Raw genomic sequence first — 23,038 nt, 5'->3', positions numbered from 1 at the left:
ACATGTTGGGAAAACTCTCTCTTGAGTCGATCCCCCACGATCCGATCGTCCTGACGACGTTGGTCGGTGCAGTGCTGGGTGGTCTGGGCGTGATGGCCCTGATCACTAAGTTCAAGCTGTGGGGTTACCTGTGGAAGGAGTGGTTCACCTCGGTGGACCACAAGAAGATCGGCGTGATGTACCTCATCGTCGCCTTCGTCATGCTGCTGCGCGGCTTCTCCGACGCCATCATGATGCGTACCCAGCAGGCGCTGGCAGTGGGCGGTTCGGAAGGCTACCTGCCGCCGCACCACTACGATCAGATCTTCACCGCCCACGGCGTGATCATGATCTTCTTCGTGGCCATGCCGCTGATCACCGGCCTGATGAACCTGGCCGTGCCGCTGCAGATCGGCGCGCGCGACGTCGCGTTCCCGTTCGTCAACTCGCTCAGCTTCTGGCTGTTCGTGGCCGGTGCGGTGCTGATCATGCTGTCGCTGTGGATCGGTGAATTCGCCGCCACCGGCTGGCTGGCGTTCCCGCCATTGTCGGGCATCGAATACAGTCCAAGCGTCGGCATGGACTACTACATCTGGGGTCTACAGGTCGCAGGCCTGGGTACCACGCTGAGCGGCATCAACTTCTTCATTACCATCCTGAAGATGCGTACCCCCAGCATGAAGCTGATGCAGATGCCGGTGTTCACCTGGACGGCGCTGGTCACCAACGTGCTGATCGTCGCCGCCTTCCCGGTGCTGACCATCACCCTGGTGCTGCTGACCCTGGACCGCTACCTGGGTACGCACTTCTTCACCAATGATGGTGGCGGCAACGCCATGCTGTACATCAACCTGATCTGGATCTGGGGCCACCCGGAAGTCTATATCCTGGTGCTGCCGGCCTTCGGCGTGTTCTCCGAAGTGATCGCGACCTTCTCGCGCAAGGCGCTGTTCGGCTACAAGGGCATGGTCTACGCCACCGCCTGCATCGGCGTGCTGTCGTTCATCGTGTGGCTGCACCACTTCTTCACCATGGGTTCGGGTGCCAACGTCAATGCCTTCTTCGGCATCACGACGATGATCATCTCCATCCCCACCGGCGTGAAGATCTTCAACTGGCTGTTCACCATGTTCCGCGGTCGCGTGCAGTTCACCACGCCTGTGCTGTGGACCATCGGCTTCATGGTCACCTTCACCATCGGCGGCATGACCGGCGTGATGCTGGCGATCCCGGCCATCGACTTCGTGCTGCACAACAGCCTGTTCCTGATCGCACACTTCCACAACGTCATCATCGGCGGCGTGGTGTTCGGCATGTTCGCCGGTATCACCTACTGGTGGCCGAAGATGTTCGGCTTCCGCCTGAACGAGTTCTGGGGCAAGTGCGCCTTCTGGTGCTGGTTCATCGGCTTCTATGTGACCTTCATGCCGATGTACGTGCTGGGCTTCATGGGCATGACCCGTCGCCTGCAGAGCACCGTGAACCCGGCCTACGAGCCGCTGCTGCTGGTGGCTGCCGCAGGTGCCTTCATCGTGGGTGCCGGCATCCTGTGCCAGATCATCCAGGTGGCTGTGTCGATCCGCGACCGCAAGAAGACCGCCGACCTGACCGGCGACCCGTGGGATGCCCGTACGCTGGAGTGGGAAACCTCTTCGCCGCCGGCCTTCTACAACTTCGGCACCCTGCCGGAAGTCACCGAGCTGGACGATTTCTGGGAGCGCAAGCAGCGTGGTGAAGCCTGGCCGAAGCCGGCCAAGTACACCGACATCCACATGCCGCGCAACACCGGCACGGGTGTGGTCATCGGCGCCTTCAGCCTGGTGTTCGGCTTCGCGATGATCTGGCACATCTGGTGGCTGGCCATCGTCGGCTTCGTCGGCATGATCGCCACGTTCATCTACCGCACCTTCGACCAGGACGTGGACTACTGGGTCCCGGCCGCCGAGGTGGAACGCATCGAGAACGAACACCGCAAGCACCTGGAAGCCCAGGGCCTGGTGAAGTCGGAGCTGAAGGCATGAGCACCAATACCTCGACCCTGAGCCACGGGCACGCCGCGCACGCGGCGGCCCATGGCCATGACGACCACGAGCACCACGACACCGGCGGCAACACCGTCTTCGGTTTCTGGGTGTACCTGATGAGCGACTGCCTCATCTTCGCCTCGCTGTTTGCCACCTACGTGGTGCTGGTGGGCGGAAATGACGGCGGCCCGACCCCGAAGGATCTGTTCGAGCTGCCGTTCGTGGCGTGGGAAACCGCGCTGCTGCTGACCTCGTCGCTGACCTTCGGCCTGGGCATGATCGCCATGCACCGCAAGCAGGTGGGCCAGATGTACCTGTGGCTGGCCATCACCTGGCTGCTGGGCTTCGGCTTCATGTGCATGGAAGTGTGGGAGTTCAACCACCTGATCCACCAGGGCTACGGCCCTGACCGCAGTGCCTTCCTGTCGGCGTTCTTCGCCCTGGTCGGTACCCACGGTCTGCACGTGAGCGCTGGCCTGCTGTGGCTGCTGGTGATGTTCGTGCAGCTGAAGAAGTACGGCCTGACCCCGACCAACAAGACCCGCATGGCGTGCCTGAGCCTGTTCTGGCACTTCCTGGACCTGATCTGGATCGGCGTGTTCTCCGTCGTCTACCTCAATGGAGCGCTGTAATGGCACATGACAACCATGCACACGACCACGGCACCGGTGGCGAAAGCCACGGCAGCGTGAAGTCGTACCTGATCGGCTTCGTGCTGGCGGTGGTGCTGACCGTCATCCCGTTCTGGGTGGTGATGTCGGGCGACTTCTCGCGCACTGTAAGCGGTGTGGTGATCGCGGTTTCCGCGGTGCTGCAGATGCTGGTGCACCTGGTGTTCTTCCTGCACCTGGACCGATCTTCGGAAAGCCGCTGGAACGTCAACGCTGCTGCCTTCACCGTGGTGGTGATCGGCATCATCGTGGCCGGTACCCTGTGGGTCATGCACAACATGAACGTGCACATGATGCACTGACGTCCTCGCGACGTTGCCACACACGAAAAGGCCGTCCTTCGGGGCGGCCTTTTTCGTTGGCGGAGGGGGGGGGGTCAGAGCCCTTGCCTGCGGCAAGGGGTCCGACCCCGCCGGCCCTGCCGCTCGTGCGTTCGTGGATGGGGTAGCGCCGGCCCATGCCCGGCGGGTAGATCCACGCCATGCGTGGATGGGCCGCGCGCAATGCATCCGGCAGTAGATCCACGCCATGCGTGGATGGCGGCGCGCGCGGTGCGGATGGGGTCAGAGCGCTTGCCTGCGGCAAGGGATCCGACCCCGCGCGGTTCAACCGACCTTGCGCAGGAACTCGTCGGCAGCCATCGGCCGGCCCAGGTGGTAACCCTGCAGCTGGTCGCAGCCCAGCCCGCTCAGGTAATCCTGCTGTTCCTTGGTCTCCACGCCCTCGGCCACCACCTGCAACTGCAGCGAACGGCCCAGGGCCACGATCGACGACACGATGGCCGCGTCTTCGGGATTCTGTTCCAGCTCCCGCACGAAGGCGCGGTCAATCTTCAGTTCGGTGGCGGGCATGCGCTTGAGATACAGCAGGCTGGAATAGCCCGTGCCGAAATCATCGATGGCGATATGTACGCCCATCGCGGTCAGATCGTTGAGGATCGCCAGGCTGGCTTCCACGTCCTTCATCGCCGTGGTTTCAGTGATTTCCAGGGTCAGCCGTTCCGGCGCAATGCCGTGGCGTTGCAGTGCATGGCGCACGCTGTCCAGCAGCGCCGGCGAAGAGAACTGCAGCGGCGACAGGTTCACCGCCATGGTCCATTCGTGCTGGCCGGCATCGTGCCAGGCGCGCAGCTGCGCGCAGGCCTGGTCCAGCACCCAGTCGCCGATGGGCAGGATCAAGCCGCTGCGTTCGGCAATGGGAATGAACACGTCCGGGCTGAGCATGCCCAGTTCCGGGTGCTGCCAGCGCAGCAGGGCTTCGGCGCCCACCGCCGGGGTGCCGGCGGCCACGAACTTGGGCTGGTAGTGCAGCAGCAGTTCGCCGCGCTCAGTGGCGCGGCGCAGGTCCTGCAGCAGGCGCAGCTGGCGGTTCGCGCTCACCTGCATGGACGGGGTAAAGAAGGTGTAGCCGTTCCGGCCGCCTTCCTTGGTGTGGTACATCGCCGCGTCGGCATGGGCCATCAGTTCGCGTTCGCTGGTGGCATCGTCCGGGTACAACGCAATGCCCAGGCTGGCGCTGACCTGCAGTTCGGCCGCATCGATCAGGAACGGTTCGGCCACGGCGGCAATGATGCGCTCGGCCACCACCACCGCGTCGTCGGGTTCGTCGATGGCCAGCACGATCACGAACTCATCGCCGCCCAGGCGGGCGAAAGTGTCCTGCGGGCGCAGCAGGGCGCTGACGCGCTGGCTCATCTTCACCAGCAGGCGGTCGCCCAGTTGATGTCCGTAGGCATCGTTGACCGCCTTGAAGCCGTCCAGATCGCAGAACATGACCGCCAGCGCATGGCCGCGGCGGCGCGCCTTCTCGATCGATTGTTCGATGCGATCCTGCAACAGCATGCGGTTGGGCAGCTGGGTAAGCGGGTCATGCAGGGCGGCCTGCAGCAGCTTGTCGTTGGCCTTTTCCAGCGATTCGGCCAGCAGGCCGGTGCGCACGCGCATCTGCCGGTCGAACAGCGAGGCCACCAGCGCAATGCCGATCACGCCCAGCGTGGTGACGATCACCAGCACCGCCAGCCAGTGCGATTCAATGCCGCCGTCGATCACCGCGCCGCAGAGGCTGCCGGCCGGGAAGCTGGCGGCGGCCATGCCGGTGTAGTGCATGCCGACAATGGCCAGGCCCATCACCGCCGATGCGGCAATGCGCAGTGGCAGGGTGCGCTGTTCTTCGCGGCGCAGGCGGAAGGCGATCCACAGCGCGGCGGTGCAGGCGCCGATGGCTACGGCGATGGACAGCGCGAACCACAGCGGGTCGTAGTCGATGCCCGGCTGCATGCGCATGGCGCCCATGCCCAAGTAATGCATTGTGGCCACGCCCAGGCCCATCAGGGTGCCACCGGCCAGCAGGCGCCGGCGCGGCAGTTCCGGGCGCGAGACCAGCCACAGTGCGTACGCCGATGCGGCGATGGACACCGCCAGCGAGTACAGGGTGATGCCCAGATCGAACCCGATCGGAATCGGCAGCTTGAAGGCCAGCATGCCGATGAAGTGCATCGACCAGATGCCCAGCCCCATGGCCGAAGCGCCGCCGATCAGCCACCAGCGGGCGACGCGGCCCTGTGAGGTGGTCAAGCGCCCGGCCATGTCCAAGGCGGTGTACGAAGCGAGAATGGCCACCAACAGCGAGAAAGCAACCAGGCTCTGGCTGTAACTGCCAGTCATTGCGGGTCCTTCAGGGAAAGCGGGGAGGGCGGGCATGAAGCCGCGAACTATAGCGGCGGCAGGGGGGCTGAACCTTAGCGGCTGGAAAGTGTGATGTTTATCTCGTATTTGGAGATGTGTAGGTGGCGTGCCCAAGGCGGGCTGTCGCAGCGCCTGCGACCGCGCTCGGCTATCCTCCTTCACCGTTCACCACGCAGGATTTCCGATGGCCAAGGCCCGCACCGCTTACGTCTGCAACGAATGCGGCGCCGATTCCAGCAAATGGCAGGGGCAATGCCCGGAATGCGGGGCGTGGAACTCGATGTCGGAAATCGTGCTGGAAAGCGCCGCAGCCGCGAAGGCCCCGGCTGCGCGCCGCAATGGCTGGGTGGGCAAGATCGATCCGCCGAAGATCACCGCGCTGAAGGACGTGCAGCAGACCGAGCACCGCCGGGTCAGTACCGGCATCGGCGAATTCGACCGCGTGCTGGGCGGCGGCCTGGTGGAAGGCGCGGTGGTGCTGGTCGGTGGCGACCCGGGCATCGGCAAGTCGACCCTGCTGCTGCAGGCGGTGGCCAGGATGGCCGCCGAGCTGCCGGTGCTGTACGTGACCGGTGAGGAATCGCTGGCGCAGGTGGCCGGCCGCGCGCACCGGCTGGAACTTCCGCTGGACGGCGTGAACGCCCTGGCCGAGACCGGTGTCGAGTCGATCATGCAGCACGCCAGCAAGGCCGGTCCGCGCCTGATCGTGGCCGATTCGGTGCAGACCCTGTGGACCGAAACCCTGACCGCCGCACCGGGTTCGGTCAGCCAGGTGCGCGAGAGTGCGGCCCGGCTGGTGCGCTTTGCCAAGGAAACCGGCACCGCCGTGTTCCTGGTCGGCCACGTGACCAAGGAAGGCGGTATTGCCGGCCCGCGCGTGCTCGAACACATGGTGGATGCGGTGCTCTATTTCGAAGGCGAAAGCGGCAGTCGCTTCCGCCTGTTGCGCGCGTTCAAGAACCGCTTCGGCGCGGTGAACGAGCTGGGCGTGTTCGCCATGGGCGACAAGGGGCTGAAGGAAGTGTCCAACCCATCGGCCATCTTCCTGTCCGGCAGCAGTGCGCACCAGCCCGGCAGCTGCGTGATGGTGACCCGCGAGGGCACCCGGCCGCTGTTGGTGGAAGTGCAGGCGCTGGTGGATGCCTCGCCGCTGTCCAACCCGCGTCGCGTGGCTGTGGGCCTGGAACAGAACCGCCTGGCCATGCTGCTGGCGGTGCTGCACCGCCACGGCGGGGTGCTGGTGGGTGACCAGGACGTATTCGTGAATGTCGTCGGTGGCATTCGCGTGCAGGAAACCGCCGCCGATCTGCCGGTGCTGCTGGCCGTGCTGTCGTCGCTGCAGGACCGGCCGCTGGCGGAAAAGACGATTGCCTTCGGCGAAGTGGGCTTGTCCGGTGAGATCCGCCCGGTGCCCAACGGCGAAGACCGCCTGCGCGAAGCGGCCACCCATGGTTTCAAGCGCGCCATCGTGCCCAAGGCCAACGCGCCGAAGGGCGGCAGCGTGAAGGGCATGGAAGTGATCGCCGTGGAGCGGCTGTCCGAGGCGATCGACGCGGCGTGACATCCGTGCGGTATAGCCGGGCCATGCTCGACTGCCTTTTGTAGAGTCGAGCCATGCTCGACTGCGTTTCGCGTCCAGGCAAGAGCAGTCGAGCAAGCTCGACTCTACTTGGGGCTGGGGAGCAGTCGAGCAGGGCTCGACTCTACAAAGCGCTGCACGCGTCCGATGAAGCAACGGTCAGCGTGCCTGTGCTAGTTTTCCCGGCTCGACGATGGCGCCCCGTGGCGCCTTCTGTGGCAAGGAGTAACCGATTACATGCAGGACCCGACGCTGACCACCCCCGCTGCCGAAATCCGCCGGGCCGGGGTCGATCTCAATGGACTGATGACGGTGCTGGGCAAGCACCTGTATTCCACCCCGATGGTGGCGCTGCGCGAACTGGTGCAGAACGCGCACGATTCCATCATCCGCCGCCGCATTGAACAGGCCGGGGGCGAGCTGCCGTCGCGCATCGATGTGCAGGTCGATGCCGCGGCCGGCGTGCTGCGCATCATCGATACCGGTGCTGGCCTGACCCGCCAGGAAATCCACGATTACCTGGCCACGGTCGGCGTGGGCTACACCCGAGGCCTGCGCCAGGGCGGTGACGACCAGGACGGCCTGATCGGCATGTTCGGCCTGGGCTTCCTGTCGGCTTTCGTGCTGGCGCGGCGGGTGAGTGTGCGCACCACGTCCTACCAGACGCCGGAACTGGGCCACCTGTATGTGTCCAGCAACGCCGAGCAGTACACCGTGAGCGAAGTGCCGGCGCGTGCGGTCGGTACGGAAGTGGAACTGGAACTGCACCCGGACTTCCTGCCGCTGGCCAACGAGGCTCGGCTGTACGAGGTGTTGGGCCGCTACTGCGCGTTGCTGTCCGAACCGATCTTCATTGGCGCCGCCACCGAAGCGCTGAACCCCGAGCCGCCTCCGTGGCGCGGGCAGGGCGAGGTTGCGCTGCACCCGGTGCAGGCGCGGCGCCAGGCGCTGCAGTTCGCCGCCCGTTTCGAACACGACTTCGAGCCCATCGTGACCGTGCCGCTGCGCGCCGATGCGGACAGTGACGCCACCGGCCTGCTGTGGGTGCAGGACGGCGCTACCTACGGCACCAGCGACAACCGCAATCTGTCGGTGTTCGTGCGCGGCATGCTGCTGGACGACGATGCACGCGACCTGCTGCCGCCGTGGGCGGGCTTCATCGGCGGGGTAATCGAATCGTCCCGCCTGACCCCCACCGCCAGCCGCGAGGACCTGCAGCGCGACGACCATTACCGCGCCGTGCAGCACGCGCTGCTGGAAGCGCTGATCGACGGTCTGGCCGATGTGGCGCGGCAGCAGCCGGAAGCCTGGCGCCGCGTGCTCAGCCGCCACAACGAGGCCCTGCTGGGCGCAGCGCTGTGCGACGACCGTCTGTTCGACCTGCTGCTGGAACACGTGCGCGTGCCGACCTCGCAGGGTGATCTGCCGGCCAGCGCGCTGCCAGCGCGCGGCGCGGTGCACGTGATCCTCGACAACGGCGGCGGCTTCGAAGAGATGCTGTTCCGTGCCATGGGCGTGCCGGTGGCACACGGCCATCGCTACGCGGTGGTGCCGTTCTTGCGCCGCTGGACGCAGGCCAAGGGCCTGCGCCTGGTGGAGCTGGGCACCGAACAGGGCAACCGCGCGCTGTTCCGCAGCGATGACAGCCTGGACGACACACAGTTGGCCTGGTTGCGCGAGCACCTGGGCGATGGCGAGCAGCTGCTGCCGGCGCGCTTCACCCCCGAGGCGCTGCCGGTGGTGGTGGTACCCGACCGCGAGGCGGAGCTGAAACAGCGCCTGGAAGACGATGAGAACGACAAGCGCGTGTCGATGGCCGCGCTGCGCCTGGCGCGGCAGTTCACCGCGCGCATCGAAGCGCGCGCGCCGTCGCGGTTGTACGTGAACCTGGACAACCCGGCGGTGCAGGCGCTGCTGCAGGCGCAGCGTGCCGGCCACGCGCAGGCCCCGGCCGCCGCGCGACTGCTGCGTTCGCTGAAGATCATTGTCTCGGCCCAAGGGCGGCCGCTGGCGCGCGATGCCAGCGCTGCCACGCCCGATCTGAATGGCGCCTTCGCCGATATTGCCGGTGCGCTGCAGCAGATGCTGCGCTGATCACCGCTCACCTTCTTATCCAGCCTTCGCTAGACAGGAGCTCTACACATCATGGAAATCTGGAACTGGGTCGAAAAACTGCAGGAAGACCTGCGCCAGGCCGGCCAGGCGCAGAACGCGCACCTGCTCACCCGCCTGGCCGATGAGGTCAGTGAACTGCAGGTCGACCGCGTGGATGCACTGCTGCCCGAGGCGCGTGCGCTGGGCAAGGCGCTGGACAACCCCTGGGTGGATGTCTACGTCGGCCACTGGGCGCTGCGCAACCGCGTGGGCAACCGTCTGGAAGGCGAAAGTGCGCTGGGCGAAGCGGTGGCGCTGTTCGAGCGCGCCCACCGTACCGACACCCTGGACTGCCCGCAGTCGATCTGCGTCACCCAGGATCTGGCTGCCTGCTACGGCAACATCGACGGCCCGGGCTGGGTGCCCGAGCGCATTGAAGTGTGCGATGAAACGCTGGCCCGCATCGATCCCAGCTGGGCCTGCTTCCAGTGCCTGAGCTGCGAGAAGGCCGATGCGTTGCTGGACGATGGCCGCGGCCAGGACGCGCTGGATTACCTGCAGGCACAGTCTGATGCGATCAAGGCACGCGGCAAGGAAGTGTTCGACAGCTTCCCGGAAATGCAGATCAAGGTGCTGCTGGCCACCGGCCGTGCCGACGAAGCGCTGGTGCTGATCGAGCAGCGCGAGGCCGAAGTGGCCGCGGCCGGCGAGTACGAACCGGCCAACTGCACCGTGCCGCGCCGCCTGTCGCGCGCCTGGGCGCTGGCCCAGTTGGGCCGCGACGAAGAAGCGCTGCAGCAGCTGGTGCCGTGGAGCGAGCTGACCCCCAATACCTGGCGCATGTGGGCCAACACGGTGGCGATCCTGTGCCAGCGTGATCCGGCGCGCAACACCTGGGATCTGGGCACGCGCTTCAACACCATCATCGAACACTTCGCCCGCGTGGGCGCGCACCGCCTGGTGATCGAAATGGCCGCGCTGAGCCTGGAACTGGCGCTGCAGCGCGGTGCGCGCTGGGTCGCGCAGCGGCAGCTGCGGTTGGCTCGCACGCACCTTTCGCAGCTGCGCCAGGACCGGGGCGCGGCCGAACAGGTCGCCGCGCTGGCGGCGCGCATTGATGCACTGCCCGAGGCCGCGCCGCTGCCGGTGCCGGCCGCCGAACTGCTGCCGTGGCTGGAAGCGCAGGGCCAGCAGAACCAGTCGCGCGATCCGGAACGCGAGGCGCAGTGGCTGCTGCAGGGCCACGCACAGTGCCCCGACGACGAGGCGTTGGCCGAAGTGGCGGCGTCGGCATTGAATGCCTGTGGGGCGCAGGACGAAGCGCGCGCGCTGCTGTGGCAGTTCGTGCGCGCGCATGTGCAGGAAGACGGCCCGGCGGCCTACACGCTGATGCGTTGGCTGGCCGAGCAGGGCGATGACGAGGGCCTGCGCCAGCTGGCCGATGTGTACCGCAGCAGCGTGCCGGTCTTCGCGCACTGGTGCGATGTGCAGCGTGCGCGCCGGGTGTCTGACTGGCCGGCACTGGAACAGGCCGCGAAGGCGCTGCTGGCGCTGTCGCCCGGCTCGCACGGCGCGCGTGGCACGCTGGCCCGCATGTACATGGAAACGGGACGTTTCAGTGATGCGCAGGCCTGTTATGCACAGCTGGTGGAGCTGCAGGAAGACCCCAACGCCGCGCACTGGGACCACATGAGTGCCGCCAGCGCTGCGCGCGACTGGGATGCGGTGCGCCGCTCGGCCGCGGCCATCGGCATGGAACTGTCCAGCCAGGAAGGCGTGGTGGAAGAGCCGTGGGGCTGGGTGATCATCCGCAGCGAAGAGCAGGGTGAGCCGATGGAGTACTACGCCCGCCGCACCGGCCCGGTGACCGCGCGCATCGTGGAAAACGCACCGGCCAACCGTGCCCAGCAGGTGGGCGATTGGGTGGTGTTCGACGCCGCGCTGGTGCATCCCGCACCGGAAGACGAAGAAGCCCGCCAGCACTTCATTCCCACCTACGCGCAGGTCCACGTGCTGGAGCGCGGTGGCTTCGCGCGCAGCTGGCTGATCGACGGTGCGCACCCCGGTGAAGCCGCGTGGGATGCGCTGGTGGAAGCGGCGCAGGCGCAGGGCTGGCAGATCTGGGGGCACAGCCGTGCCGACTACACCGTGACCGACCCCGATGCGGAAGAGGGCACGCTGCCGGGGCTGCTGTTCACCGTGGCCCAGCCGCAGGACCACGCGCCGCTGGCGCTGCACCGGTTCCTGCAGCAGCACACCGCCCAGTGGCAGCACCCGCAGTGCTGGCTGCGCCTGGCCGAAGCCTGCGACCAGGAACGCCAGCCGCACCTGGATGTGATCGAGCGGTACGGGCTGTAAGCCCGCCGCGCTGCGCGCTCGCCGGGCATGGCCCGGCGCTACCCCTGGCCGCAGGTAGATCCACGCCATGCGTGGACGCAGTACCGGTGGGTGCCGACCGTTGGTCGGCACGCCTTTATCGGGTATGCCCGAACACCAGTTCAATCGCGAACTGGCTGCCGAAGAACGCCAGCAGCAGCAACAGCATCGCGCTCAAGGTCCAATGCACGGCCTTCACCCCGCGCCAGCCGTAGCGGCGGCGGCCGACCAGCAGCACACCGAACACGATCCACGACAGCACGCTGAGCACGGTCTTGTGCACCAGCTTCTGCGCCAGCAGGTCGTCCACGAACAGCACGCCGGTCACCAGGGTCAGGGTCAGCAGCGCGAACCCCACGGTGATGACCCGGAACAGCAGCGATTCCAGGTCGGCCAGCGGCGGCAGGGCGCGCAGCCACGGGCGGAATTCCCGACGGCGCAGGGCGCGTTCCTGCAGCCACAGCATGATGGCCAGCAGTGCAGCGATGCTCAGTGTGGCGTAGGCCAGCAGGGCCAGCCAGGCGTGGCTGGCCAGGCGCCAGCCCAGCACCTTGCTGGGGGCGTGGCCGTAGCCGTGGTACACCGCCAGCAGCAGCGCCGCCAGCGGGAACACCACCACGCCCAGCGCCGACATGCGCCCGCGCGCGCCCACCAGCGAGGTCAGCCAGGCCATGCCCAGGCCGACCAGCGACAGCGCCGCGAAGAAATGCATGTCCGGCCCGCCGCTGGTGCGCAGCGCCACCAGCACGTGGTAGCCGCCGTGCAGCAGCATGGCAGGCAGTGCCGGCCACAGCCAGGTGGGCGAGCCCATTGCCTCGTCGCGGCCGAGCGCGCGCACCAGCAGAACGCTGGCGGCCAGGTACAGCAGGATCGCGATGAGAACGATTGTCATCGTGGCAGTTTCGCATACCCCCGGTAAGCTGGCGACGGCCGCAGCGTCGCAGCCCGGGAACCGGGGCGGACCCGCTATACTGTCTGCCTTATTGTCCCCCGCTTTCAGACAGGTTGCGCCGCATGTTCGAGTCCCTGACCCAGCGCCTTTCCGGCACCATCGAGCGCCTGCGTGGCCGTGGCCGCCTGACCGAGGAGAACATCCGCGAGGCGACCCGCGAGGTGCGCATCGCGCTGCTGGAAGCCGACGTGGCGCTGCCGGTGGTGCAGGCCCTGATCGAGCGCATCAAGGTGCGCGCGGTCGGCCAGGAAGTGCTGAAGTCGCTGACCCCGGGCCAGGCCCTGATCAAGGTCGTGCGCGACGAGCTGACCGCGGTGATGGGCGCCGAAGCCAGCGACCTGAACCTCAACGTTCCCGCCCCGGCCATCATCCTGATGGCGGGCCTGCAGGGCGCCGGCAAGACCACCACCGTGGGCAAGCTGGCCAAGCACCTGAAGGAAAAGCGCAAGAAAAAGGTGATGGTGGTGTCGGCCGACGTCTACCGTCCGGCCGCGATCGAGCAGCTGAAGACCCTGGCCGAGCAGGTGGGCGTGCTGTTCTTCCCGTCCAGCGCCGACCAGAAGCCGGAAGCCATCGTGCGCGCGGCCATCGACGATGCGCGCAAGTCGTTCGTGGACGTGCTGCTGGTCGATACCGCCGGCCGCCTGGCCATCGACGAAGCGATGATGGCCGAGATCAAGGCCCTGCACGCGGCGGTGAACCCGGCTGAAACCCTGTTCGTGGTCGATGCCATGACCGGCCAGGACGCGGCCAACACCGCCAAGGCCTTCGGTGATGCGCTGCCGCTGACCGGCGTGGTGCTTACCAAGACCGACGGTGACGCCCGTGGCGGCGCGGCGCTGAGCGTGCGCTACATCACCGGCAAGCCGATCAAGTTCGTGGGTGTCAGCGAAAAGCCGGAAGGTCTGGATGTGTTCCATCCCGACCGTATCGCCAGCCGCATCCTGGACATGGGCGACGTGCTGTCGCTGGTGGAACAGGTCGAGCAGCAGGTGGACAAGGACAAGGCTGCCAAGCTGGCCGAGAAGGTCGCCAAGGGCAAGAAGTTCGACCTGAACGACATGCGCGACCAGCTGGAGCAGATGCAGAACATGGGCGGCATTGGCGGCCTGATGGACAAGCTGCCGGGCCTGGGCAACATTCCCGACCACCTGAAGCAGCAGGTCAGCCAGGGCAAGGAAGTGCCGCGCATGATCGCCATCATCAATTCGATGACCAAGAAGGAACGGCGCAACCCGAACCTGCTGAACGGCTCGCGCCGCGCGCGCATCGCCAAGGGTTCGGGCGTGACCCCGGCCGACGTCAACAAGCTCATGAAGCAGTACATGCAGATGGAAAAGATGATGAGCAAGATGGCCGGCGGCGGCATGAAGGGCATGATGCGCAGCATGAAGGGCATGATGGGCGCCATGGGCGGCCGCGGTTTGCCTTTCCGTTGATGCGTTGATGCGTGGGCGGGTGAATGCGTTGGCATGCCGACGCTTGCTGGGGCCATGCGTTGGTAGAGTCGAGCTTGCTCGACTGCTGTTGGTGGTTCAGTCGAGCAAGCTCGACTCTACCCCCTTGCTGCGCGCACCATGGGGGCCTGTCTGCAACGATGGGCCGCCCTGCTGATGTCTGCTGTCACTTCCCGCGTCGAGGCGTTCTGCCGGCGCTTCCAGGTTTCCGTTCCGATCCTGCTGGCACCGATGGCCGGCGCCTGCCCGGTGCCGTTGTCCGCTGCGCTGGCCAACGCCGGCAGCATGGGCGCGATGGGCGCGGTGCTGTCTTCGGCGGCCGATATCGGCGTGTGGATGGATGGCTTCCGCGCCGCGTCTGATGGCCCGGCGCAGGTGAATCTGTGGCTGCCCGACCCGGCGCCGGCCCGCGACGTGGCCGCCGAGGCCGCCAGCCGCGCTTTCCTGGCCCAATGGGGCCCCGAGGTGCCGGCCAGTGCCGCCGATGCCACCCCGGCCGATTTCGATGAACAGTTCGCCGCCCTGCTGGCCGCGCGCCCTGCGGTGGCCTCGACCATCATGGGCGTGCTGTCGCCGCGCCACGTGCAACAGCTGAAAGACGCCGGCATTGCCTGGATTGCCTGCGCGACCACGCTGTCCGAAGCACGCGCTGCGCAGGACGCCGGTGCCGATGCGGTGGTGGCGCAGGGCGTGGAGGCCGGTGGCCATCGTGGCGCCTTCGATCCGGCGCTGGCCGAACGGCAACTGGTCGGCTTGTTCGCGCTGCTGCCGCGCCTGGCCGACCACCTGCAGATTCCGGTGATCGCCGCCGGTGGCATCGCCGACGGTCGCGGCATTGCAGCCGCGCTCACCCTGGGCGCCAGCGCCGTGCAGATCGGCACCGCGTTCCTGCGCACGCCCGAAGCGGCGATTGCCCCGGCTTGGGCCGATGCGCTGGCGGTGACCGAGCCCGAAGACACCTGGCCGACCCGTGCCTTCAGTGGTCGCCTGGGCCGCGGCCTGGCCACGCCCTATGTGCGCGCGGCAGCGGCCGACGCTGCACCACCGCCGCGCCCGTACCCGGTGCAGCGCGGGCTGACCGCGCCGATGCGCCAGCAGGCGGCGCAGCGCAATGAACTGGCGGCGATGCAGGCCTGGGCCGGGCAGTCGGCGTGGATGGCCCCGGCGCAGCCGGCCGCCGACGTGCTGGCCGACATGTGGCGCGACGCGCAGGCCCTGCTGCGGTGACCGTGACCTGCAATGGCCAGCCCGCGCAGGCCGACGATCTGCTGCCGGCGCTGGTGAACTACGGTCACTTCACCTCGCTGCAGGCGCGCAGCCACGCGGTGCAGGGGCTGGAGCTGCATCTGGCGCGGCTGTCGCAGGCCACGCGCGAACTGTTTGGCAGCGATCTGGACCTGCGTCAGGTGCAGGCGTGGATGGCACAGGCGCTGCAGCAGGCGGGGCAGGGCGACGCCTCGCTGCGGGTGACGGTGTTCTCGCGCCGCTTCGATTTCCGCAATCCGCTGGCCGCCGTGCCGGTGGACGTACTGGTGGCGGTGTCCGCACCGGTGGCGCTGACCGCACCGAAGCGCGTGCGCAGCGTGGTCTGGCAGCGCGAGCTGCCGCAGATCAAGCATGTGGGCACGTTCGGATTGTTTGCCCAGCGCCGTGCCGCGATGGCGGTGGGCGTTGACGATGTGCTGTTCGTGTCGCCCACGGGCGGGATCAGCGAGGGCAGTACCTGGAACCTGGCCGTGCACGATGGCCAACGCCTGCTCTGGCCGCAGGCCCCAGCGCTGCGCGGGACCGCCGAGGCGCTGCTGCAGCGGCATTGGCCCGGCGCGCAGGCCACCCAGCCGCTGCGGCTGGCCGATCTGGCCGGTGTGAAGGCGGCCTTTGCCTGCAATGCCAGCGGGGTATGGGCGCTGGACGCGATTGATGGGCAGGTCCTGCCGGGTTCGCAGGCCTTGGCTGAACAGGGCAGGGCGGTGCTGGCGGGCGTGGCGTGGGACGTGCTGGGGTCAGAGCCCTTTTGCGCGGCAAAAGGGATCTGACCCGTCAACTGGCCCAGGGGTTGGCCCGGCCGCCATCTGCCGCTATAATCACCCGCTTACCTCGCCATTCCGGCGACTGGGCAATAGGAAAAACACCATGGTCAAGATTCGACTGACCCGCGGCGGCGCCAAGAAGCGTCCGTTCTACCACATCATCGTGACCGACGTGCGCAGCGCGCGCGACGGCCGCAACATCGAGCGCGTTGGTTTCTACAACCCGGTCGCCCAGGGCGGCGAGAAGCGCATCGAGCTGGACCTGGCCCGCGTTGACCATTGGGTCAAGAACGGCGCCCAGCCGACCGAAAAGGTCCGCAACCTGATCAAGGAAGCGGCCAAGACCCAGGCCGCTGCGGCCTGATCCTGACGGGCCGCGCTCTGGCGCGGCCCATCTGATTGAACGCAGATGAAAGATAACGAGCGCCGCATCCTGCTGGGCAGGATTGTCGGCGCTTTTGGTGTGCGCGGCGAAATAAAGCTCGAGTCCTGGACCGAGCCGCGTTCCGCTATTTTCCGTTACCAGCCGTGGATCCTGCGCAGCCCCAACGGGCAGGAATCGACGCTTGAAGGCGCCCGTGGCCGCGACAGCGGCAAGCATCTGGTGGCCCGGTTCCCGGGCATCGAAGATCGCGATACGGTCGAAGCCATGCACGGCACCGAGATCTACGTGGCCCGCAGCGCGCTGCCGCCGCCGAAGCCCGATGAGTATTACTGGGTGGATCTGGAAGGCCTGGACGTGAAGACCGTCGAGGGCGTTGCCCTGGGCCAGGTCTCGCACCTGTTCAGCACCGGCGCCAACGATGTGGTCGTGGTCCGCGGCGACCGCGAGCGGATGATTCCGTTCGTGCTGCCGGACTTCGTCAAATCGGTCGACTTCGAGGCCAATCTGGTCGTGGTCGATTGGGACCCCGAGTTCTGAGTGTGAGCATGCGCTTCGACGTCATCACCCTGTTCCCCGACTTCCTGGCCCAGTCCGCTGGGCTGGGCGTGGTCGGCCGGGCGCAGGAGAAGGGGTTGTTCAGCCTGCATGGCTGGAACCCGCGTGATTACGCTGAAGGCAACTACCGCCGGGTGGATGATCGTCCGTTCGGCGGTGGCCCGGGCATGGTGATGCTGATCGAGCCGCTGCAGGCCTGCCTGCAGGCGATCCGCGACGCCGACCCGACCCCGGCGCGGGTGATCTACCTCAGCCCGCAGGGCGCGCCGCTGACCCAGGCCAAGGTGCGGGAACTGGCGGCGCTGCCGCGCATGGTCCTGCTCTGTGGCCGCTATGAAGGCATCGACGAACGCTTCCTGGAAGCGAATGTCGATGAAGAAATTTCGCTGGGCGACTACGTGCTGTCCGGTGGCGAACTTGGCGCGGCGGTCATCATCGATGCCGTGGCCCGGCTGCAGGACGGCGCCCTGAACGACGCCGAATCGGCGGCCCAGGACAGCTTCGAAGGCGACCTGGGTCTGCTCGACTGCCCGCATTACAGCCAGCCGGCGCAGCACCCGCTGGGCGACGTGCCGGACGTGCTGCGCTCGGGCAACCATGCGGCCATCGCGGCCTGGCGCCGCCAGCAGTCGCTGGTGCGGACCGCCGAGCGGCGCCCGGACCTGCTGGATGAACAGGCGCTGGGCAAGGCCGACCGCAAGCTGCTGGACCAGGCCCGCCAAGCCCAGAAACACAAGGCCAGCCCCTAGCGCAGGGCTGGCTTTATCGGCTATCATGGCCAATTCCCGCCAGCCCCGGCTGGCGCGCGCAGTACCCACAACAAACGTGCAGCACAGTTCCGTGACTGCATGAGCCTACGTTGTCAGAACGACACGCCCACCCGAACAAGAATCGGTGTAACCCATGAGCAAGCTGAACAAGTCCATCGTCGCGGAATTCGAATCCGCCCAGATCACCCGCGAACTGCCGAAGTTCAGCCAGGGCGACACCGTTGTCGTCAACGTGAAGGTGAAGGAAGGCAGTCGCGAGCGCGTGCAGGCCTATGAAGGCGTTGTGATCGCCACCAAGAATGCCGGCCTGAACTCCTCGTTCACCGTGCGCAAAATCTCGCACGGCTACGGCGTGGAGCGCGTGTTCCAGACCCACAGCGCCATCATCGACTCGGTCGAAGTGAAGCGTCGTGGTAAGGTCCGCGCCGGCAAGCTGTACTACCTGCGTGGCCTGGAAGGCAAGGCTGCCCGCATCAAGGAAGACCTGGCTGCCGCTGCTGCCGCCAAGGCTGCCCGTCTGGCCGAAAAGGCCTGATAAACAACTTCGGTTGTTGCCGCGACGGCCACCTTCGGGTGGCCGTTTGCGTTTGGGCTGCCGTATCGGCCACGATCAGGGCATGAATGAGATCAGCCCGCGCTACCCGGCCCGCATCCAGGCCGCGCTGCGCTATCTGGACCAGCAGGGCCTGCCCCGCGCACAGGCCGCGCCCTTGCTGCATCGCACGTTGTGGCGCCTGGGCGTGGCCCTGCCGCCGCCGATTCTGGCCGGCTTCGGGGTGAATGCGCTGATGCAGGGCCTGTTGTTCGGGCTGTTCTGGACCGGCCTGATGTGGGTGCTGATCTGGCAGGGCAGCGAGCGCCCCTTGCCCTTGCTGCTGGCCGCCGGTCTGCTGGCCGGGGCCCTGTTCGGCCTGGTGATGGCCGCGCTGATGCGCTCGCTGCGCAACAGCCGCAAACTGCCCGACTGGCGCGGTTTCCTCGCCACGCTGCGGGACTGAGCCGATGCCTTCCAAGCCATCCGCCCCCGCTGCACCGAAGCTGTTGTCCGGCGGCAACCCGCAGATCGCCAAGGGCGATGGTGATGGACCGGTGCAGGCCTATATCGCCGCCATGCCCGGCTGGAAGCGTGCGTTCGGCGAGCAGCTCGATGCCCTCATCACCCAGGCCGTGCCCGGCGTGCACAAGGCAGTGCGCTGGAATTCACCGATGTATGGCGTTGCCGAAGGGCAGGGCTGGTTCCTCAGCTTCCACTGCTGCACGCGTTACATCAAGGTCGCGTTCTTCCACGGCGCGCTGCTGCAGCCGCAGCCGCCCGAGCCTTCGAAGCAGGCCACCACGCGCTATCTGCACCTGTACGAAGACACCGCGCTGGACCGCGCACGACTGCTGGACTGGCTGCAGCAGGCACGGGCGCTGCCCGGCGCGCGCATGTAGTTTCCCTTTCCCACCGTACCGTGCGAGTGCAGACATGCCCAGAAAAGCTGCGGAAGCCACCGAAGAAGCACGCCCTGCCTCTGAACTGATTGATGCACGCATCGCCGAACTGGCCGACTGGCGTGGCGATACGCTGGCCCGCGTGCGCACGCTGATCCACCAGGCGCTGCCGGATGTGCAGGAAACCTGGAAATGGCGCGGCACGCCGGTGTGGGAACACAACGGCATCCTGTGCACGGGCGAAACCTACAAACAGGCAGTGAAACTGACCTTCGCCCACGGCGCCGCGCTGCCAGACCCGAAGGGCCTGTTCAACGCCAGCCTGGAAGGCAATACGCGGCGCGCGATCGACATTCACGAAGGAGAGATGCCTGACGCGACCGCGTTCAAGGCGCTGGTACGCGCGGCGGCCACGCACAACGCCGCTAAGTAGAGCGGTAGCGCCGGGCCATGCCCGGCGGATGTCTGGCAGCCGCTGCGCTCGCCGGTCATGGCCCGGCGCTAGCGGGTCACGGCATCCGGGTCGGCTACCGGCGAGGGCGGGCAGGCTGGTACTTCCGAGGGCGTGGCCAGCACTTCGGCCGGCGCCGGCGGGGTGATCATCCGCGCCTTGCGCCAGCCACCCCAGCGGTAATACGCCAGCGACAACAGCATGGACACCAGCGAACCGGCCGGGAAACTCCACCAGATTGCATCGGCGCCCCAGTAGGGCTGCAGGAATTCAGCGAACGGCACGCGCACGCCCCACAGCGAAGCAGCCAGGATCAGCAGCGGTGGAATGACCGCACCGGTGGAGCGCACCACGCCGGAGATCACGAAGCTGACACCGAAGAACAGGAACGAGCCGATCACCACGTGGTTCAGGTGGCGGGCGATCTGCAACGACTCGCTGCCCTGCGGCAGGAACAGCGCCAGCGAATACTGGTCCAGCGCCACCAGTGGCAGGATCAGCGCCCCGGTCAGCAGGAAATTGAACAGCACGCCCTGCCGCGCAGCGCCGCGCACGCGGTCCCAGCGCTGCGCACCCACGTTCTGCGCGGCCATCGACGAACACGCCGCGCCGATGGCCATGGCTGGCATCTGCACGTAGTTCCACAACTGCAGCGACGCGCCGTAGGCGGCGGCGGTGTCGGTGCCGTACTGGTTCACCATGGTCATCAGCATGATGACCGACAGCGAGATCAGCACCATCTGCAGGCCCATCGGCACGCCCTTGACCACCAGCGCGCGCAGGATGGTGAGATCGAGCTTGAACAGGTGCATGTCGGCACGCCCCAGCCACAGCGTGTGCCGCTTGTGCCGCATGTACAGCAGCAGGCCGGCCAGCGACAGCGTCTGCGACACCAGCGTGGCCAAGGCCGAGCCGGCAATGCCCAGTTCCGGGAACGGGCCCAGGCCGAAGATCAGCACCGGGTTCAGCGCGATATCCAGCAGCACCGATACCAGCAGGAAGCGGAACGGCGTGCGTGAATCGCCGGCACCACGCAGCGCGGCGCTGAGGAAGGCGAACGCGTACAGCGTGGGCATGGCCAGGAAGATCACGCGCAGGTAGGCCTCGGCCAGCGGCAGCGAAGCGGCCGGCGTGCCCATCGTTTCCAGCAGCGGATGGGCCAGGAACCAGCCGGCGATGGCAATCACTACCGACAGGCCAATGAAGAACGTGGCGCTGGTGCCGGCCACGCGCCGGGCCTGGCCGATGTCGCGCGCACCGATGGCCTGACCGATCAGGATGGTGGCGGCCATGCCGAAGCCGAACACCGAACCGATCAGGAAGAACATGATGTTGTTGGCGTTCGCGGTGGCGGTCAGCGCCGCCTCGCCCAGGAAACGCCCGACCCACACCGCGTTCACCGAACCATTCAGTGACTGGGCGATGTTGCCGGCCAGGATGGGCAGCGCGAACAGCAGCAGATTGCGCCCGATCGGGCCGGAAGTCAGGTCAAGCGGCGCTTTGGCCATGGGCTGGAGATCGAATGCCGGGAGGCGCACACTAGCACCAAGCCGGTTTGCGGGGTGTGGCAATGCTTCAGCAACAGCAGGGGGTGTGCGCAATCGCGCTGGCCTTGATCGTGGCCGTGCTGCCCGCATGTTCCATGGACGACCGTCTGGGCGATACCCAGATACGGCCGACCGACCGACCCGAATGCCTGGTGGGCAGCCAACGCCAGGATCTGGCCTCTGGTGTGAAGCCGTTGATCGGCGGCACCGGCTGCCGGGCCGACCCCGACAACCCGCGTCCCTTGAACCGCCCCCCGGAGTAGTTTCCGCCGATGTCCGAGCTTTCCCCGCTGCCGCCCAGTGTCCGCCTGGATATCTGGCTGTGGGCGGCCCGTTTCTTCAAGACCCGCAGCCTGGCCAAGCAGGCCATTGAAACCGGCAAGGTGAGCGTGGCCGGCCAGCGCCCGAAATCCTCACGCGCGGTGCGCGTGGGCGAGCAGGTGCAGGTGGATCGAGGCGAGGAACATTTCGAGATCCAGGTGCTGGGCATCAGCGACCAGCGCGGCCCGGCGCCGGTGGCGCAGCAGCTGTACGTGGAAAGCGAAGCGTCGAAGGCGCGTCGGGCCGAGCAGCGCGCGCTGCGTATCGCCGCCCGCGATGGTTTCCAGCCGCCGGAGCACAAGCCGGACAAGCGCGCGCGGCGATTGATCCGCGCGCTGGGTGATCTGGACGCGCTTTGACGGCAACCGCTGCGCTAGCCGGGCCATGCCCGGCGAACGGGAAGGTACTCAGCCACCGTTCGGTTTTCACCCCGCACGTTGGATCTTCCTCTTCATGGAAGACCTGCATGTTCCTGCGCCGCAGCCTGCTGTGCCTTGCCTTCGCCAGCGTCTCCCCGGTGTTCGCCGCCGACATCACCTTCTGGGACGCGCCGCAACGCGGCGGCAACAGCTTCAACGACACTCCACCGGACCGCGCTTACTTCCAGGCGCTGCGGGACACCGGCGCGACCTGGGTGCGGCTGAGCCCGGACAAGTGGAAAAGCGCCGGCGGCCGCGACTTCCTGATCGGCGATGCCGACCACTACCAGGCGCTCGTGCCCGCCGACGTGGCGACCCTGCGCCGTGCGCTGGATGACGCGGATGCCTCGGGCCTGAAGGTCGTGCTGGTGCCGTTGTCGCTGCCGCTGCTGCGCTGGAGGCAGAAGAATGATGATGTGGTCGACCAGCGCCTGTGGCAGTCGATGGACAACCATCTGCCGGCGCAACGCTTCTGGCGTGACCTGGCCACGGCCCTGAAGGGGCATCCGGCGCTGGCCGCCTACAACCTCATCAACGAGCCGGCGCCCGAATACGGCACCGCGCTGGCCGAGCACGCGCCTCGCGCGGTGATGCAGCAGTGGTATGCCAGCGTGCAGGACGGCCCGCGGGATCTGCGCGTGCTGTACCGGGGATTGATTGCCAGCGTGCGTGCGGTGGATGCGGACATGCCGCTGATGCTGGACGCCGGCTGGTACGCGGCGGCCGATGCATTCGAGTACTGGCCGGCGCCGCTGGACGATTCGAAGCTGCTGTACAGCGTGCACATGTACGAGCCGTATGCGGCAACCAGTGCACCCAACCAGAAGCGCGCCACGCCGTATCGTTACCCGGCCACAGTGCCGTTCGGCGCTGGCAGGCAACGCTGGGATGCCTCGCGCGTGCGCGGCTACCTGCAGCAGCCGATGGACTGGGCCAAGACCCATGGTATCGGCGCGAACCGGATGGTGATCGGTGAGTTCGGCTGCATGCGTCGCTGGCCGGATTGCCCCGCCTACCTGCGCGATGTGCTGGCGGTGGCCGAGCAGCAGCGGGTGCACTGGGCGTTCTATGCCTTCCGTGAGGATGGCTGGGATGGGATGGACTACGAGCTGGGCGACAAGGCCCTGCCGTGGTCGTACTGGCAGGCGGTGGAGAAGGGTGAGGCGGTGCAGCCACCGCGGTCGTCGCAGTCGCCGTTGTTTGCACCGATTCTGCAGCGGTTGAAAGACGGGGCACCGTAGTCCCCAGGTAGTCGCCCACCTTGGTGGGCGGTTTTGCTGCATGCCAACCAAGGTTGGCATCTACCGGGG

The 23,038-nt window shown here is 67.1% G+C and carries 22 protein-coding genes; 19 read left to right on the top strand and 3 right to left on the bottom strand.

All coding sequences use genetic code 11. The annotated features are described in order from the left end of the window. Positions 1 to 2 precede the first annotated feature (2 nt). The 3 genes from cyoB to cyoD are packed head-to-tail and all read left to right on the top strand — an operon-like array spanning position 3 to position 2,976. Entirely contained in the window at positions 3 to 2,000 is a 1,998-nt protein-coding gene (gene cyoB, locus RTY46_RS00770; protein WP_312706199.1) for a cytochrome o ubiquinol oxidase subunit I, read from the top strand. Further along, positions 1,997 to 2,635 carry a cytochrome o ubiquinol oxidase subunit III gene (gene cyoC, locus RTY46_RS00765; RefSeq protein WP_312706198.1) on the top strand — a complete coding sequence of 213 codons (639 nt, stop codon included), beginning with the start codon at positions 1,997 to 1,999 and terminating at the stop codon, positions 2,633 to 2,635. Before cyoB ends, cyoC begins: the two co-directional genes overlap by 4 nt. After that, entirely contained in the window at positions 2,635 to 2,976 is a 342-nt protein-coding gene (gene cyoD / locus RTY46_RS00760) for a cytochrome o ubiquinol oxidase subunit IV (protein ID WP_108748966.1), read from the top strand. Before cyoC ends, cyoD begins: the two co-directional genes overlap by 1 nt. Positions 2,977 to 3,279: 303 nt before the next feature. On the opposite strand, the gene RTY46_RS00755 is transcribed toward cyoD, so the two are convergent. After that, a complete protein-coding gene (locus tag RTY46_RS00755; RefSeq protein ID WP_312706197.1) occupies positions 3,280 to 5,337 on the bottom strand; it encodes an EAL domain-containing protein in 2,058 nt (685 codons plus the stop codon). 205 nt (positions 5,338 to 5,542) lie between these two features. Between RTY46_RS00755 and radA the strand changes: the two genes are divergently transcribed. The 3 genes from radA to RTY46_RS00740 all read left to right on the top strand — a co-directional run bounded on the left by radA (position 5,543) and on the right by RTY46_RS00740 (position 11,389). Continuing rightward, positions 5,543 to 6,919, top strand: coding sequence for a DNA repair protein RadA (radA, locus tag RTY46_RS00750; protein ID WP_312706196.1), 1,377 nt, complete (start codon positions 5,543 to 5,545; stop codon positions 6,917 to 6,919). 255 nt (positions 6,920 to 7,174) lie between these two features. After that, complete coding sequence (locus tag RTY46_RS00745; protein WP_312706195.1) at positions 7,175 to 9,031, top strand: ATP-binding protein; 1,857 nt, start codon at positions 7,175 to 7,177, stop codon at positions 9,029 to 9,031. Positions 9,032 to 9,082: 51 nt separating this feature from the next. Next, positions 9,083 to 11,389, top strand: coding sequence for a tetratricopeptide repeat protein (locus RTY46_RS00740; protein WP_312706194.1), 2,307 nt, complete (start codon positions 9,083 to 9,085; stop codon positions 11,387 to 11,389). A 115-nt stretch (positions 11,390 to 11,504) separates the two neighbouring features. Here RTY46_RS00740 and ccsA read toward each other — a convergent pair whose 3' ends face one another. Beyond that, on the bottom strand, positions 11,505 to 12,299 hold the full coding sequence (ccsA, locus tag RTY46_RS00735; protein ID WP_108748971.1) for a cytochrome c biogenesis protein CcsA: 795 nt from the start codon (positions 12,297 to 12,299) through the stop codon (positions 11,505 to 11,507). Between the two features lie 122 nt (positions 12,300 to 12,421). Here ccsA and ffh point away from each other — a divergent pair, with 122 nt between their 5' ends. The 10 genes from ffh to RTY46_RS00685 all read left to right on the top strand — a co-directional run bounded on the left by ffh (position 12,422) and on the right by RTY46_RS00685 (position 19,423). Next, complete coding sequence (gene ffh / locus RTY46_RS00730; protein ID WP_199934553.1) at positions 12,422 to 13,798, top strand: signal recognition particle protein; 1,377 nt, start codon at positions 12,422 to 12,424, stop codon at positions 13,796 to 13,798. Positions 13,799 to 13,972: 174 nt separating this feature from the next. After that, complete coding sequence (locus RTY46_RS00725; protein ID WP_312706193.1) at positions 13,973 to 15,043, top strand: nitronate monooxygenase; 1,071 nt, start codon at positions 13,973 to 13,975, stop codon at positions 15,041 to 15,043. Then, positions 15,040 to 15,852, top strand: coding sequence for an aminotransferase class IV family protein (locus RTY46_RS00720; protein ID WP_312706192.1), 813 nt, complete (start codon positions 15,040 to 15,042; stop codon positions 15,850 to 15,852). Before RTY46_RS00725 ends, RTY46_RS00720 begins: the two co-directional genes overlap by 4 nt. A 97-nt stretch (positions 15,853 to 15,949) precedes the next feature. After that, positions 15,950 to 16,210 carry a 30S ribosomal protein S16 gene (gene rpsP / locus RTY46_RS00715; RefSeq protein WP_108748975.1) on the top strand — a complete coding sequence of 87 codons (261 nt, stop codon included), beginning with the start codon at positions 15,950 to 15,952 and terminating at the stop codon, positions 16,208 to 16,210. Between the two features lie 45 nt (positions 16,211 to 16,255). Continuing rightward, a complete protein-coding gene (rimM, locus tag RTY46_RS00710; protein ID WP_108748976.1) occupies positions 16,256 to 16,768 on the top strand; it encodes a ribosome maturation factor RimM in 513 nt (170 codons plus the stop codon). Between the two features lie 8 nt (positions 16,769 to 16,776). Next, entirely contained in the window at positions 16,777 to 17,535 is a 759-nt protein-coding gene (gene trmD / locus RTY46_RS00705) for a tRNA (guanosine(37)-N1)-methyltransferase TrmD (RefSeq protein WP_312706191.1), read from the top strand. A 154-nt stretch (positions 17,536 to 17,689) separates the two neighbouring features. Beyond that, positions 17,690 to 18,091: a 50S ribosomal protein L19 gene (gene rplS, locus RTY46_RS00700; protein ID WP_005408597.1), complete on the top strand. Its 402-nt coding sequence runs from the start codon at positions 17,690 to 17,692 to the stop codon at positions 18,089 to 18,091. 82 nt (positions 18,092 to 18,173) lie between these two features. Then, a complete protein-coding gene (locus tag RTY46_RS00695; RefSeq protein WP_312706190.1) occupies positions 18,174 to 18,554 on the top strand; it encodes a DUF6404 family protein in 381 nt (126 codons plus the stop codon). Positions 18,555 to 18,558: 4 nt separating this feature from the next. After that, positions 18,559 to 18,990, top strand: a complete 432-nt coding sequence (locus RTY46_RS00690) for a DUF1801 domain-containing protein (protein WP_312706189.1) — start codon at positions 18,559 to 18,561, stop codon at positions 18,988 to 18,990. A gap of 34 nt (positions 18,991 to 19,024) precedes the next feature. Beyond that, entirely contained in the window at positions 19,025 to 19,423 is a 399-nt protein-coding gene (locus RTY46_RS00685; RefSeq protein WP_312706188.1) for a DUF1801 domain-containing protein, read from the top strand. A 68-nt stretch (positions 19,424 to 19,491) separates the two neighbouring features. Here RTY46_RS00685 and RTY46_RS00680 read toward each other — a convergent pair whose 3' ends face one another. Continuing rightward, positions 19,492 to 20,949, bottom strand: a complete 1,458-nt coding sequence (locus tag RTY46_RS00680) for an MATE family efflux transporter (protein WP_312706187.1) — start codon at positions 20,947 to 20,949, stop codon at positions 19,492 to 19,494. 62 nt (positions 20,950 to 21,011) lie between these two features. Here RTY46_RS00680 and RTY46_RS00675 point away from each other — a divergent pair, with 62 nt between their 5' ends. From RTY46_RS00675 to RTY46_RS00665, 3 genes are all read left to right on the top strand, one after another. Further along, positions 21,012 to 21,251, top strand: coding sequence for a hypothetical protein (locus RTY46_RS00675; RefSeq protein WP_312706186.1), 240 nt, complete (start codon positions 21,012 to 21,014; stop codon positions 21,249 to 21,251). Positions 21,252 to 21,260: 9 nt separating this feature from the next. Beyond that, positions 21,261 to 21,668 carry an RNA-binding S4 domain-containing protein gene (locus tag RTY46_RS00670; RefSeq protein ID WP_312706185.1) on the top strand — a complete coding sequence of 136 codons (408 nt, stop codon included), beginning with the start codon at positions 21,261 to 21,263 and terminating at the stop codon, positions 21,666 to 21,668. Positions 21,669 to 21,775: 107 nt separating this feature from the next. Continuing rightward, positions 21,776 to 22,969, top strand: a complete 1,194-nt coding sequence (locus RTY46_RS00665; protein WP_312706184.1) for a cellulase family glycosylhydrolase — start codon at positions 21,776 to 21,778, stop codon at positions 22,967 to 22,969. Positions 22,970 to 23,038 lie beyond the last annotated feature (69 nt).

This window comes from Stenotrophomonas sp. (genome assembly GCF_032056425.1).
Classification (GTDB): Bacteria; Pseudomonadota; Gammaproteobacteria; order Xanthomonadales; family Xanthomonadaceae; genus Stenotrophomonas.
Note: the sequence above shows the minus strand (reverse complement) of the source record. Positions and strands in the feature narration are given on the sequence as shown.